This window comes from Tatumella terrea (genome assembly GCF_039523755.1).
Lineage (GTDB): Bacteria > Pseudomonadota > Gammaproteobacteria > Enterobacterales > Enterobacteriaceae > Tatumella > Tatumella terrea.
In genome coordinates this window covers 266,430-279,930 of the sequence record NZ_BAAAFX010000010.1, presented here as the reverse complement: position 1 = coordinate 279,930, position 13,501 = coordinate 266,430, and the positions used below count along the sequence as shown (strand labels likewise).

General features: G+C 52.0%; 9 protein-coding genes. 4 read left to right on the top strand and 5 right to left on the bottom strand.

The genetic code is table 11. From position 1 onward, the window contains the following. The first annotated feature begins 158 nt into the window (after nt 1-158). Together ABD035_RS06360 and ABD035_RS06355 are read left to right on the top strand one after the other, a co-directional pair. Complete coding sequence (locus tag ABD035_RS06360; RefSeq protein WP_343868635.1) at nt 159-1,418, top strand: glycoside hydrolase family 68 protein; 1,260 nt, start codon at nt 159-161, stop codon at nt 1,416-1,418. Between the two features lie 47 nt (nt 1,419-1,465). Beyond that, complete coding sequence (locus ABD035_RS06355; RefSeq protein ID WP_212713760.1) at nt 1,466-1,768, top strand: phage holin, lambda family; 303 nt, start codon at nt 1,466-1,468, stop codon at nt 1,766-1,768. A 125-nt stretch (nt 1,769-1,893) separates the two neighbouring features. On the opposite strand, the gene ABD035_RS06350 is transcribed toward ABD035_RS06355, so the two are convergent. Next, the gene (locus ABD035_RS06350) at nt 1,894-2,067 is read right to left on the bottom strand and encodes a hypothetical protein (RefSeq protein ID WP_343868632.1); all 174 of its coding nucleotides are present in this window, start codon (nt 2,065-2,067) and stop codon (nt 1,894-1,896) included. Nucleotides 2,068-2,202: 135 nt separating this feature from the next. After that, nucleotides 2,203-2,388, bottom strand: a complete 186-nt coding sequence (locus ABD035_RS06345; protein ID WP_343868630.1) for a hypothetical protein — start codon at nt 2,386-2,388, stop codon at nt 2,203-2,205. Nucleotides 2,389-3,285: 897 nt separating this feature from the next. Between ABD035_RS06345 and ABD035_RS06340 the strand changes: the two genes are divergently transcribed. Next, nucleotides 3,286-4,560, top strand: a complete 1,275-nt coding sequence (locus tag ABD035_RS06340; protein ID WP_212713758.1) for a glycoside hydrolase family 68 protein — start codon at nt 3,286-3,288, stop codon at nt 4,558-4,560. Nucleotides 4,561-5,994: 1,434 nt separating this feature from the next. Here the strand turns inward: ABD035_RS06340 and lpxP are convergent. After that, nucleotides 5,995-6,915, bottom strand: a complete 921-nt coding sequence (gene lpxP / locus ABD035_RS06335) for a kdo(2)-lipid IV(A) palmitoleoyltransferase (protein ID WP_212713757.1) — start codon at nt 6,913-6,915, stop codon at nt 5,995-5,997. A 564-nt stretch (nt 6,916-7,479) separates the two neighbouring features. Here lpxP and ABD035_RS06330 point away from each other — a divergent pair. After that, the gene (locus tag ABD035_RS06330; protein ID WP_343868627.1) at nt 7,480-8,718 is read left to right on the top strand and encodes a chloride channel protein; all 1,239 of its coding nucleotides are present in this window, start codon (nt 7,480-7,482) and stop codon (nt 8,716-8,718) included. A 214-nt stretch (nt 8,719-8,932) separates the two neighbouring features. Here ABD035_RS06330 and ABD035_RS06325 read toward each other — a convergent pair whose 3' ends face one another. Together ABD035_RS06325 and ABD035_RS06320 are read right to left on the bottom strand one after the other, a co-directional pair. Then, entirely contained in the window at nt 8,933-10,369 is a 1,437-nt protein-coding gene (locus ABD035_RS06325) for an efflux transporter outer membrane subunit (RefSeq protein WP_343868625.1), read from the bottom strand. Then, complete coding sequence (locus ABD035_RS06320; protein WP_343868623.1) at nt 10,359-13,493, bottom strand: efflux RND transporter permease subunit; 3,135 nt, start codon at nt 13,491-13,493, stop codon at nt 10,359-10,361. Before ABD035_RS06320 ends, ABD035_RS06325 begins: the two co-directional genes overlap by 11 nt. Nucleotides 13,494-13,501: the final 8 nt, after the last annotated feature.

Genomic DNA, 13,501 nt, shown 5'->3' with positions numbered 1-13,501 from the left:
GTCCGGCGCCATCACTCTCTGGTCTGCCACTGACTACACAACAATACGGCCCTTTTTTAAATTATGTCTGTTGTGTGGTGCATTACAAAATTAAATGCGTTTTAATTATTTACGGGGACATGATTTTATTAAACCTCATTCAATTACGGAGGTTTAATATGAAAAATTTAATAGATAAAGTGAAAACTACTGCATGGAGCCGTGCTGACGCCCTTAAAGTTCGTTCTGATGATCCGACCACCACACAGCCGCTGGTCGGTATTGATTTTCCAGTGATGAGTGATGAAGTGTTTATCTGGGACACCATGCCGCTGAAAAAATATGACGGTAATATCGTTTCCGTTAACGGCTGGTCTGTCATCTTCACGCTGACCGCAGAGCGTCAGCCTGATGTCTACACTGACGCCGAAGGCAACTACGATATCGACAGTGACTGGGTCAATCGCCACAGCCGTGCACGTATTTGTTTCTGGTATTCCAAAGACAGCAAAAACTGGACGTTCGGTGGCCGGGTCATGGCGGACGGCGTTTCACCGACCACCCGTGAATGGGCCGGGACACCGGTTCTGCTAAACGAGCAGGGTGACATTGAACTGTACTACACCTGCGTCACCCCCGGCGCGACAATCGTGAAAGTTAAGGGTAAAATCGCTGCCGATGGCAACGGAGTCAGGCTTTCCGGGTTCAGAGAGGTCATTGAACTGTTCTCTGCCGATGGTTTTATTTACCAGACAGAAGAACAGAATGAATACTGGGGCTTTCGTGACCCGAGCCCGTTTATTGACCCTAAAGACGGCAATCTTTACATGGTGTTTGAAGGGAATGTGGCCGGCGATCGCGGGACACATATCATCACCAGCGAAGATATGGGGGATGTTCCTCCGGGCCATGAAGACGTCGGCGGTGCCCGCTATCAGACCGGTTGTATCGGCTTTGCGGTAGCAAAAGATGCCGAGGGTAACGACTGGCAGTTACTGCCACCATTAATCACGGCGGTCGGGGTCAATGACCAGACAGAGCGTCCTCACTTTGTGTTCAAAGACGGTAAATATTACCTGTTTACTATCAGCCACAAGTTCACCTACGGTGACGGTGTGACGGGGCCGGATGGTGTGTATGGCTTTGTCAGTGATTCTTTATTTGGCCCTTATGAGCCGTTAAATGGTTCCGGTTTAGTCCTGGGGAATCCCTCGTCACAACCTTATCAGACGTATTCACATTGCGTCATGCCCAATGGCCTGGTGACCTCTTTTATCGATACTATTCCGCAATCAAATGGCGATTATAACGGTAGCTATCGTGTCGGAGGAACCGAAGCCCCTACCGTACAAATTAAAATAAAAGGCAACCAGACGTTTATGGTTAAAGAATTTGACTACGGTTATATTCCTCCGATGGAAAATGTCATCGTCAAATAATATTCATTGCGGCGCGACTGAGGTCGCGTCTTTATCAGGAAAAATTTATGGATATTAACAGCATTATTAATGCAGCGAAGGGAGCCATTCGGGGAGATTCCGTTTTCTTTGGTGTTTTCATCTCCTTTTTTATGGCTATCCTGCGAATGATATATTCCGGACGGGGTATTATCGAAACATTACTTGAAGGGGGGATTTGTGGCTGCCTGACATTTATTTCTGTATCGTTAATGAATTATTTTGGGGTATCCAGCCAGTTAACCGTTTCTGTTGGCGGATTTATCGGTTTTATGGGCGTAAAAAAAATCAGTTTCTGGATAAACCGGATTATCATGAAGAAATTGAATTAACCCTGCACTTAACATTCTTTGTAAAAACATGCCCGGCAGAAAATTATCTGTTGTTCATGGGAGAGGAACGCCGGTGAATAATACGCATTCCTCAGACTATAACCTTAAAAATGATAGGGAATATTTTATTTTTTAACATTATTCCCACATCTCTTCTCTGTAATGAGAAATATCCCTGATAAAATCAGGGGATATTTATCTCCGGATAAAACATCGCTTCGCCGCCGGCCGGGAATATCTTTCTGGCCGGTTTTCCCCTTTCTGTTAACAGGCTGCCTGCCGTGTTTATCAGCCATCATAGTGCGGCTTCTCTCCCGAATCCGGGAGGTGGCAACACGGGACACCGTCCGGAAAGGTCTCAGCACGGCGGTCATCATGCTTAGGGTTCTGTACCTTTCTGCTGATCGATATTTCCCGTCAGCGCACAGTGGATGTCATAAAGGTGAAAGCGATCGCCAATGGCGGCGATCCGCGGCCGGAAACGACACCGCACGATACGTCTTTTCCATCCACCACAGCGTCCGCCCGCCAGGGATCCTTCCCGGGCCGCTGAAAGCGGCCGCGTGTTTCACACCGGGGTTTCCGGTCGTCATACCGGCTGCCAGGGGAGATTTGATCATTTCTGCCCGCCGGCAACAGCGTTGAAAGGGATCGGCAGAGTAAGAATACTGCGACACCTCTGCCTGACGTCTTCGTTTCAGGTCGCTAAAGGTCTCAGAGTCAACGGATCCGCCCTGCCGGCGTCGACCTGGCAGTGAATAATGAACGTCTCGCTGAGAGCGGTGGCCAGGCCGGAGATTATCGGTTAATTGCCGGACCTCCCTTTTCCGCAGAATGAAAACTGTCCTCCCGGCCTGCTGACAAAACAACACAGAACACAGGCGCTGGATGGGCTGTGTGATCTCATGTTCATGGATATCTGATAAATGCCATCGGGATGACAGATGAAAACATTTCAACCCACGGAAAAGAGGATATTAGTAGCGGGTGATGTCCGGACCAGAAATATGACTTATCAGGAGATCCCAGGATACAGATTTTATCATACTCCTGACCATCCCTTATCTCTTACCGCGGTTCATGACATTACGATAACAGACCGTTCTGCCGGTCGGTAGCCGAATATCGGCTGATCAGAAATCCCGGATTCGTATATTTTCTGTGAACTGAACGGATATTTTAATTTATATGAAAAAATCCCCCTGGCGACGGAAAAATTCTCATAAACACCGAGCACCCCCATTTTTTAAGAAAAAGTCGCAGGGATATTACCCCAGTTTTTGCTTGCCATTTTCTCGTGAAAATGTTCAGCATGAAAATCCATTTCCGGACCACCGGACAGTGTCGGATAAAAAAGTGAGCAGGGATATATTCAGCCGTTGTCTGCTCTGCCACACAACAAATAATAAGATTATTTTCTGAATATGTTGTGTGGTAAATGACAAAGCCGGGATACGTTTAATTAAATAACGCTGCATGTTTTTATAAAGCCTCACTTAACTACGGAGGTTTTAAAAATGAAAAATACTGAAATTAAAAATTTACAAGACAAAGTAAAAACAACTGCATGGAGCCGTGCAGATGCACTGAAAGTTCGCGAGGATGATCCAACCACCACTCAGCCTGTGGTCGCCATTGATTTTCCGGTGATGAGCGATGAAGTCTTTATCTGGGATACTCTGCCATTACGTAAATACGACGGTAATATCGTTTCCGTTAATGGCTGGTCCGTGATCTTTACGCTGACCGCCGATCGTCTGCCGGAAGAGTACACCGATGCAAACGGCAACTACGACATCTACACCGACTGGAATGCCCGTCATGGTCGTGCCCGAATCTGCTTCTGGTACTCAAAAGACAGCAAAAACTGGACCTTCGGTGGCCGTGTGATGGCGGAAGGTGTTTCACCGACTACCCGTGAATGGGCCGGTACCCCGATTCTGCTGAACGAACAGGGTGATGTGGAACTGTATTACACCTGCGTCACGCCGGGCGCGACCATCGTGAAGGTGAAAGGTAAAATTGCTGCCGATGGTAACGGCGTCACCCTCTCCGGTTTCAATGAAGTCATTGAGCTGTTCTCCGCTGACGGTTTCTACTACCAGACCGAAGAACAAAACCCGTACTGGGGCTTCCGTGACCCAAGCCCGTTCATCGACCCGAATGATGGCAACCTCTATATGGTCTTCGAAGGCAATGTGGCCGGGGATCGCGGCAGCCATGAGATTACCACCGAAGATATGGGTGATATTCCTCCGGGTTACGACGATGTCGGTGGCGCACGTTATCAGACAGGTTGTATCGGTCTGGCGGCGGCGAAAGATGCGGAAGGTAATGACTGGCAGCTGCTGCCACCGCTGATCACTGCGGTTGGTGTCAACGACCAGACGGAACGTCCTCACTTTGTGTTTAAGGACGGGAAGTACTACCTGTTTACCATCAGCCATAAATCGACGTATGCCGATAACCTGACCGGCCCGGACGGCGTTTACGGATTTGTCAGTGATTCACTGTTTGGCCCTTACGAGCCGCTGAATGGTTCCGGCCTGGTACTGGGTAACCCATCGTCTCAGCCGTTGCAGACCTATTCACACTGTGTGATGCCAAACGGCCTGGTGACGTCATTTATTGATACGGTGCCAGCTTCTGACAATGACTACGACGGTGCATACCGCATCGGTGGTACCGAAGCCCCGACCGTACAGATTAAGATCGAAGGTAAACGTACCTTTATGGTCAAAGAATTCGACTACGGTTATATTCCGCCAATGGAGAACGTAATCATCCGTTAATCCCGCTACCGGCACAGTGAGAGCTGTGCCGGTTTTTATTCATCCCATCTGCAACATGGCTGTCGCCCACACCGGGTGTTAGCCATGTTGCCGCTCAGGTCACACCTCATAACGATGTGAATACTTACTATCAATATAACCTCCTATATTAGTCGATTTTTATTATAACAGAGCCATACGGTGGTGATGTTGTTCAGCTAATGCGTCACAGGAACCACTAAACACCTTCCGCTGAGATATCGCCTGCGAAACAACCTGTAATGACAGTCTGGCCTGTGATTAAGATAATCCTTCTGCAAAGATAAGATATTAAACCCCTGTCAGCTTTCAGCCATCCGCACTACCTTCAGAGCCGGTCTGCCGTGACTTATTTATGGCGTGATCACGCTATAAAAGTAAGCGTGTACTTACACTCTCTCAAGACACCGTAATAAAAAGCTCCATTCCGGGATATCCAGCCCCTTTCCTTCAGGATCCTGCCCCGTAAACCGCAAACAACTCCTGCTTTCCGGCCCAGCCACGGGACAGACTTAACACCGTCATTCGCTTCCCCCCGGACCAGGACGATATCGCACAGGTCCCCCGTAAACCTTCTCTGTCCTGCAGCAGCCAGGCCAAAACAATGCACCACCCCCTCTGAACCAGCCGTCATTCAAGCCAGCACCTGACAGAACCAGTAAACCTTTGCTGTTGTTCTGCAGACGCACAGAGACAAAACCGCATCGCACTGAGTCGCCACTTCGCTAAAACGATCCCCCTTAGAGCCAGCATATATTCTCTGTTTTCAGCAGCCACGCAGAAATAAAGCCACCTTCTGATTCAGCCGTCACTCAAGCCAGTACCTGACGGAACCGGTGAGCCTTCGCTGTTCTTCCCTCAGAGACACAAAACTCTGCACCCTTTCGCTAAAACGGACTTCCCGCCGGTCCCCGTAACGCCCTCTGTTCTCAGGAAAAATAACAGAGAGCCAGCACCGTATTACAAACCAGGCTTCGCAAAAGGGAGCTCCTGCCGAACCCGCCAACAGGTCGCAGGTATACCGTGACTGACTCAGAGAAAGTCCTGAGTCACGTTGCGCAGCCCCCACTCCCCGACCTCCTGAAAGTGAATACCCACTTTCATTCTGTTTCACGGATGGCGGGCAGCAGCAGACAATTTCACGCTTACAGGGTATACGCCCCACAGGGAACAGTTCAGAGGTTCAGAGGACAGACAGGAATAATCAGAACAGGTTAATCAGCGACGTGCGCGAGACTGCAGCCACTGCCGTTAAGATGAAGAGATCACTGATTCAAACAAACTCACATAACCGCGATACCCGTTCACGGAGACAACGATCCCGCAGGAGAGAGAACAGGTGAATTATGGGGGAAGTGCTAAGGGGGTTATCGGGCCGGTATCGCCTGAGCGATACCGGCCCGATAAAGGACAGGATCAGATATAGAGAGAAGCTTCCCCCATCGGTCGGGTTTTAAAACGGCGGTGGACCCACATATATTGCTCAGGTGCACGCATAATTTCCCGCTCAATGATCTGGTTCATATAAGCCGCCGCTTTCCACTCCGTGGCCGGGAAATCTTCTAAAGGTTCCTCGATATGTAACTGGTAGCCTCTGCCGTCTTTTTTACGGACAAGGGTAATGGTTAACAACGACGCATGCGACAGACGGGAAAGCACATAGGTTCCGTTGGTCGTTGCCACATCTTTAACCCCGAAGAAAGGCACAAAGGAGCTGCCCTTGATTCCGTAATCCTGGTCCGGCGCAAACCACACCGCTTCACCCTGTTTCAGCTGACCGACCATGCCACGCAAATCGCGGCGGTCAATCATCGCTTTGTTCGAGCGTAAGCGACCACGGGTTTGCAGCCATTCCATCAGTGGATTATTGTGCGGACGGTAGGTTGCCATCATTGGCTGGCACAGTCCCATGACTCTGCCGCCCAGTTCAAGGGACATAAAGTGAACCCCGACACACATCACCCCGCGTTTGCCGGACTGCGCGCGCTTCAGGTTTTCCAGCCCTTCAACGTCAAACCACTTACGGATACGCCGGTCAGACCAGAACCAGGCCATGCCGGTTTCCAGTAATCCCAGCCCCAGGGATTCGAAATTTTGTTGTAACAACGCTTCCTGTTCCTGAGGAGACATATCAGGAAAGCAGAGACGGATATTTTGACGGGCGATAGACTTACGTCGTTTCAGGAAAGGCTGCGACCAGGTGCCGAGGCGTTTCCCCAGGGCAAGAAGCAGTGGATAAGGGAGCTTAACCACACACCATAAAACACTGATCCCAAGCCACAAGGTCAGATATTTAGGATTCAGGAAGCTGAATTTGAACCCATTACTTTTTTTCATGCTTGCATCACCAATCTATTAGTCGACATTATTTTATGTCTCATCACTAAGACAAACTGGCGAGTTAATAATTCATGGACCATAATGTAACAATTTACGTCTTTATTTTTTCGCCATCAGGAGATGGTACGAACTCCCGGATGATTATGATATAGGAAATATCAGTACTTTCGCACAATTATTCATTTCCTGACAAAAACGGGCGATGACGTGTGGGTAAGCTGCCCCCCGGCGGCTTAAAAAAGTCCTTTAAAACCGGAAAGATACCTATTTTTCCGGCCCTGTCCCTCCCTGATCTCCCCCTGTTTTTTCTGCTTCCTGGCGACTCACAATCATCACTGATTTATTTAGTATCAGTGTGATGAGATACACACTTAAGCATGACACTATTGTAGAAATTTTCTACAAAAATATTCATCCTTACCGGCAAGGTATCACAATGAAAATCACGCATTTTCATCATGTAAGCTAACTTATCTCCGTGAGTTGACGCCGGATTGACGTTGGCTGCCTCATAGTTAGCAGACATCAATATTTTTTATTTATCGTATTAAGGGTTGTCATATGACCAAATCACTACGGTTCGCCGGGGCGGTGGTAATGACCGGGGTACTCTCCGGACTGGGCGGCATGTTACTGGCGATGCTGCTGCATGCCGTGCAGCATCTGGCTTTCGGGTACAGTCAGGATGCGATTATCAGCAAAGAGAGCTTTTTACAGGGCGTGACCGCGGCCAGTGGTGAACGACGGATCATGGCTTTACTGGCGGGAGGGATCATTGCCGGTGCCGGCTGGTGGTTGCTGGCACGCTACGGCCGTCCACGGGTTTCGGTCAACGCGGCAGTGAAAGATCCCGCCAGACCGATGCCGGGGGGCACCTCACTGATCCATGCCTTATTACAGATTATCACGGTGGCGTTAGGCTCACCGTTAGGCCGTGAAGTGGCACCGAGGGAGATCGGCGCGCTGGGCGCCACCTCTCTGGCTCGCGTCTTCGGGCTTTCCCCTGAGGATACCCGGGTGCTGATTGCCTGTGGTGCAGGGGCCGGGCTGGCAGCGGTATATAATGTCCCGCTGGCCGGAGCCATCTTTACCCTGGAAGTTCTGCTGATCTCTTTCCGCTGGTCCTGCGTACTGCCAGCGCTGGTGACTTCGGCACTGGGAGCCTATGTCGCCACCTTTGGCCTGGGCAATGAATCGCAATACCATTTCTCAGCACCGGCCGCCGGTACACCCTTGATTATCTGGGCCATCGTTACTTCACCCCTGTTCGGCTATGCCGCACATCTTTTTCGCCGTTATACCGAAAATGCCCGCAAAGGAGTTAAAACCAATTGGCAGATGCCGGTCCTGTGTCTGCTGAGTTTTGGCCTGACCGGCGTTTTGTCACTGTGGTATCCGCAATTACCCGGCAATGGTAAAGGGCCAACGCAACTGGCCCTGTGGGGGGAATTAACCGGTCTGTTACCCGTGATATTGCTGGTACTGAAACTGGTGCTTATCCGGGCTGTGTTGCGCGCCGGGGCTGAAGGCGGCGTTCTGACGCCAGGCTTTACCGTCGGCGCTCTGCTCGCCAGTATTTTGTTCACCGTTTTTTCACCATGGTTACCCGCCGGAGATCAGACGGCGATTGCGCTGTCAGGGGCCGCCGCTTTCCTTGCGGCATCAATGCAGATGCCACTCACTACGGTGATGCTGGCGGCAGAATTCACCCATATGGGCAGTACGCTGGTCATTCCGGTGATACTGGCCGTGGGAGGCTCCTTCGCGACCTGCTGTGCCATTGAGAAGCGGGCGAAGTAATCCGAAAACCGTTGCAGGCCGGCTCGCGGTCACTGTCATCCTGTGACGATAACAGCAACCCGGCACTGCAGAGGCTGTCCGTTCACCCGGGTCCGTTATCCCGCCGGGTAAGGCAGACCGGAAAGATTCCGGCCTGCGATCGCAGGCCGGATGAGTACGATACCGCACATCAGAATACGCTGTTACTGCCTGAACAGCGTCTCACCTCAGTACACTATGGCCCAGAAGATGAATGCGAGGAGCCACCGGTTTGCCACCCCCCTCCCAGCACCTTATACAAGGTGATTTTCTGGTTCAGCTGTCCCAGGCGGGCAGCGATCAGCGATTGCTGTGCGCTATACCAGGAGCGCTGTGCGACCAGAACGCTCAGGTAACTGTCCACCCCCTGCTGGTAGCGTAATTGGGCATAATGGTAATCACGCTGGCTGGCGGCGGCCTCCTGATCGACTGCCTGTAACTGCGCACCCCAGGTATCTTCTCCGGCCAGCTGATCATTCACCTCTTTAAATGCTGTCTGAATGACTTTCTCATAATTGGCAATATCGATACGTTTTTCGATGTTAGCAATATTAAGGTTTGCCGTATTGGCTCCGCCATCAAAGATAGGCAGAGAGATTGACGGTACAAACGACCAGGCTCCGGTCCCGCCGTCGAGTAAACGGTCCAGGGAACTGCTGGATGACCCCCCGAAAGCTGTCAGGCTGATGGACGGAAAGAATGCGGCTCTCGCCGCACCGATATTGGCATTGGCGGCCTTCAGCGTATGTTCGGCAGCGATAATATCCGGCCGGCGGGTCAGTAAGTCCGACGGCAACCCCGCCGGGGTCGGTGGGAACTGCCAGTGACTGTTAAGCGTCGCATGAGAAAGCAGCGAGGCAGGTAAGTCGGTCCCCGCCAGTAACCGTAAGGCATCCACATCCTGACGCACCTGACGGGTGTAGCTGGCAACATCGGCCTGGGCACTGCGCAATGTCATTTCTGCTTCGGCCAGGTCCTGATCACTGCTGACCCCACCGTCATAGCTCATTTTGGTCAGCCGGTAGGAGTCCTGCTGACTGAGTACCGTTTGCTGAGCCAGGTGCAGCAGGTCGTTATCCGAACAGAGCGTCAGCCAGGCGCTGGCCACTTCGGCGATCAGTGAGATCCGCGTCGCCTGTTCTGTGGCGGCGGTCGATAAGTAGGTTTCCTGCGCCTCATCCTTCAGGCTGCGCAGACGTCCAAAGAAATCCAGCTCCCAGGAGGTGACTCCTAACCCGGCACTCAGCTCATGTTCCGTCACCGCCCCCGTGCTCCGGGTGCTGTAGAGGTTGGCCGGCAGATGTTCAGAGGTCTGGCTGGCGGTAGCATCCACCGTCGGCATCAATGCCGCACGGTTGACCGTGACCCGATTCCTTGCCTCCTCCACATCCAGCGCCGCCACCCTTAAGTCACGGTTATTTTCCAGCGACAACTGAATTAACTGCTGTAACGTGCTATCGGTGAAAAAATTCTGCCATGACATGTCCGCGACATTCCCCGGCGCACCGGACAAACGGTAACGGGTATCTACCGGCATTGCCGGACGTTTGTAGTCGGGCTGCAGACTGCACCCTGCCAGCCCCAGGACTGCCACCAGCGGCAGCAGCTTCCACGGGAAAGACTTAATTATCATCTGTAGTCACCTCAGAGGGGTGTTTCTTCTTCCCGGAGAATGCCCGGGACACCACAACATAGAACATAGGCACGAAGAAAATCGCGAGGAACGTGGCGGTCAGCATCCCCCCGACCACCGCCGTACCGATCGAGTGCTGGCTGCCTGCGCCGGCTCCGTTAGCGATAGTCATCGGGAACACGCCGAGAATAAAGGCCATCGACGTCATAATTATCGGCCGGATACGCATGCGTGCAGCGTCTTTGGCCGCATCAATCAATGAGCGACCCTCACGCTCGTGCTGCTCCTTTGCAAACTCGACGATCAGGATGGCATTTTTTGCCGCCAGACCGATGGTGGTTAATAACCCGACCTGGAAAAAGACATCGTTACTTAATCCGCGGATAAGTACCGCCGCAATGGTCCCCAGCACGCCTAACGGCACCACCATGATCACCGATAACGGAACAGACCAGCTCTCATACAGTGCGGCCAGGCAGAGGAACACCACCAGCACAGATAACGCATACAATGAGTATGTCTGAGATCCTGACGCCTGTTCTTCATAGGAAATACCGTACCACTGCACCCGGAATCCGGACGGCAATTGTTTAGCAATCTGTTCTACCGCTTTCATTGCCTCCCCGCTGCTATAACCCGGTGCCGGTGACCCCTGAATTTCTTCCGCCGACATTCCGTTAAAGCGCTCGTAGTGCGGTGACCCGGTGACCCATTGACCGCTGCCAAAAGCGGAGAACGGTACCATGTCGCCACTGCTGTTACGGAAGTACCATTTATTCAGGTCTTCCGGGGTAACACGGGAGGTGGCTTTCCCCATCAGATAGACTTTTTTGACCCGTCCGTTATACATGAACTGGTCAACATAGCTGGAACCCCAGGCCACGGATAAGGTGTTATCGATATCAGAAAGACTCAGCCCTAACGCGCTGGCCTGCTCATCATTGATGATAAGCTGATATTGCGGTTCATCTTCCATTCCGTTCATGCGGACCGCGGTCAGACGGGGATCCTTGTTCGCCAGCTCAATAAATTTATGGGTCGCGTCCATCATCTGCTGATGGGTATGATCGCCGGTATCCTGTAAATAGAAGTCAAATCCGGTCGCATTACCCAGTTCCATCACCGCCGGAGGGACCATCGCGAAGATTTTGGCATCTTTGTAGTCACTGAAATGGGCCATCGTGCGGTCGGCCAGCGCACTGACGCTCTGATCAGCGTGCGTTCGCTGACTCCAGTCTTTCAGGCGGACAAAGGCCATGCCACTGTTCTGTCCCCGACCGGCAAAGTTAAAGCCATCCACCGCAAAGACGGTGGATACCACACTGCCTTCCTGTTTATTCAGATACTCAGAGACATCATTCAGTACCTTCTGTGTCCGCTGCGATGATGCATTTACCGGCAGGGTCACCTGGATCATCATCAGCCCCTGATCTTCTTTGGGCAGGAAGGTGGTCGGTACCCGGGTGAACAGGAAAGCCATCACGCCGATAATCACCAGATACACCAGCATAAACAGGCCTCGCCGCGACAGTATCCGGTTAATACCCCGGCTGTAACTCAGTGTCCCCTGTTCAAATTTCCGGTTAAACCAGCCCGCCAGACCGCGGGTTTTACTCTCTGCCGACCCGGGCTTCAATACGGTGGCGCATAAGGCCGGGGTAAAAATCAATGCCATCAGTACTGACAACGCCATCGCAGAGACAATAGTTACCGAGAACTGACGATAGATAACACCGGTCGAGCCGGAGAAAAAGGCCATCGGTAGGAGTACGGCCGACAACACCAGTGCTATCCCGAATAATGCCCCCTGGATCTGCTGCATCGATTTGATGGTGGCGGCTTTCGGGCTAAGCTGCTCATCGTGCATCACCCTTTCCACGTTTTCGACCACCACGATGGCATCATCCACCAGCAGGCCTATCGCCAGCACCATTCCGAACATGGTGAGCGTATTGATGCTGTAACCAAAGACGGCAAGAATACCAAAGGTGCCGAGCAGGACCACCGGCACCACCAGTGTGGTGATCAACGTCGCCCGCAGATTCTGCAGGAAGATCAGCATCACAAAGAAAACCAGCACAATCGCTTCAATCAGTGTTTTAACCACATCCTCAATCGAGGCACTGACGACCGGCGTGGTATCATAGGGATATTCCACCTCGACATTGTCCGGCAATGAATCTTTCAGCGCAGCCACGGTATTACGTACCGCTTCTGCGGTGTTCAGCTCATTGGCCCCGGTGGCCAGACGTAATGCGATACCGGCGGAAGGGCGCCCGTTCATGGTCGAGTCGATGGTACAGCTTTCCGGCCCCAGTGCCACGTGAGCCACATCTTTCAGCCGGATTTGAGACCCGTCACTGTTCACTTTTAATAAAACATTTTCGAATTGTTCTACCGTCGTGAAACGTGATTTCCCCAGAATAGTCGCGGTGGTTTTATTGCCAGGCACTGTCGGTAAGCCGCCCAGCGAGCCGGAAGAGACCTGTACGTTCTGATTGTCGATGGCCGTGGAGACATCACTGGGGATCAGGTTATATTTGTACAATTTGGCAGGGTCCAGCCAGATACGCATGGCATATTCGGCCCCCATCACCATAAAGTCGCCGACCCCCTTGGTCCGGGAGATCGGGTCCTCCAGTTTGGACACCAGAAGGTCGGCCAAATCGGCATTACTCAGCTTGCCGTCTTTGGAGATCAGACCAATCACCATCATGAAGTTTTTCTGGTATTTTCGGATGCGGATCCCCTGGTCCGTCACACTGGAAGGCAACTGAGACTCGGCCAGCGAAACCCGGTCCTGTACCTGGACCTGAGCAATGTCTGAGTTAGTCCCCTGATTAAAGGTCGCAATAATGGAGGCGCTGCCATCACTGCTGGTGGTGGATTCCAGATAGCGTAATCCGTCCAGCCCGTTCAGTTGCTGTTCGATGACCTGCACTACGGTATTCTGGGTCGTTTCAGCACTGGCCCCGGGATAAGTGACCGAAATAGAGATCGCCGGGGGTGAAATATTCGGATACTGATTGACGGGCAGATTGAAGGTCGCAATCGCCCCGACCAGCATCACAATGATCGCGATGACCCAGGCAAAGATGGGCCGTTCTATAAAAAACTTTGACATCAGGCCCC

Bases quoted from the DNA above. Each gene is read 5' to 3' on its own strand.
- ABD035_RS06340 (WP_212713758.1), top strand. From the start codon at position 3,286: ATGAAAAATACTGAAATTAAAAATTTACAAGACAAAGTAAAAACAACT.
- ABD035_RS06350 (WP_343868632.1), bottom strand. From the start codon at position 2,067: ATGATGGCTGATAAACACGGCAGGCAGCCTGTTAACAGAAAGGGGAAA.
- ABD035_RS06320 (WP_343868623.1), bottom strand. From the start codon at position 13,493: ATGTCAAAGTTTTTTATAGAACGGCCCATCTTTGCCTGGGTCATCGCG.
- ABD035_RS06345 (WP_343868630.1), bottom strand. From the start codon at position 2,388: ATGATCAAATCTCCCCTGGCAGCCGGTATGACGACCGGAAACCCCGGT.
- ABD035_RS06330 (WP_343868627.1), top strand. From the start codon at position 7,480: ATGACCAAATCACTACGGTTCGCCGGGGCGGTGGTAATGACCGGGGTA.
- ABD035_RS06325 (WP_343868625.1), bottom strand. From the start codon at position 10,369: ATGATAATTAAGTCTTTCCCGTGGAAGCTGCTGCCGCTGGTGGCAGTC.
- ABD035_RS06360 (WP_343868635.1), top strand. From the start codon at position 159: ATGAAAAATTTAATAGATAAAGTGAAAACTACTGCATGGAGCCGTGCT.
- ABD035_RS06355 (WP_212713760.1), top strand. From the start codon at position 1,466: ATGGATATTAACAGCATTATTAATGCAGCGAAGGGAGCCATTCGGGGA.
- lpxP (WP_212713757.1), bottom strand. From the start codon at position 6,915: ATGAAAAAAAGTAATGGGTTCAAATTCAGCTTCCTGAATCCTAAATAT.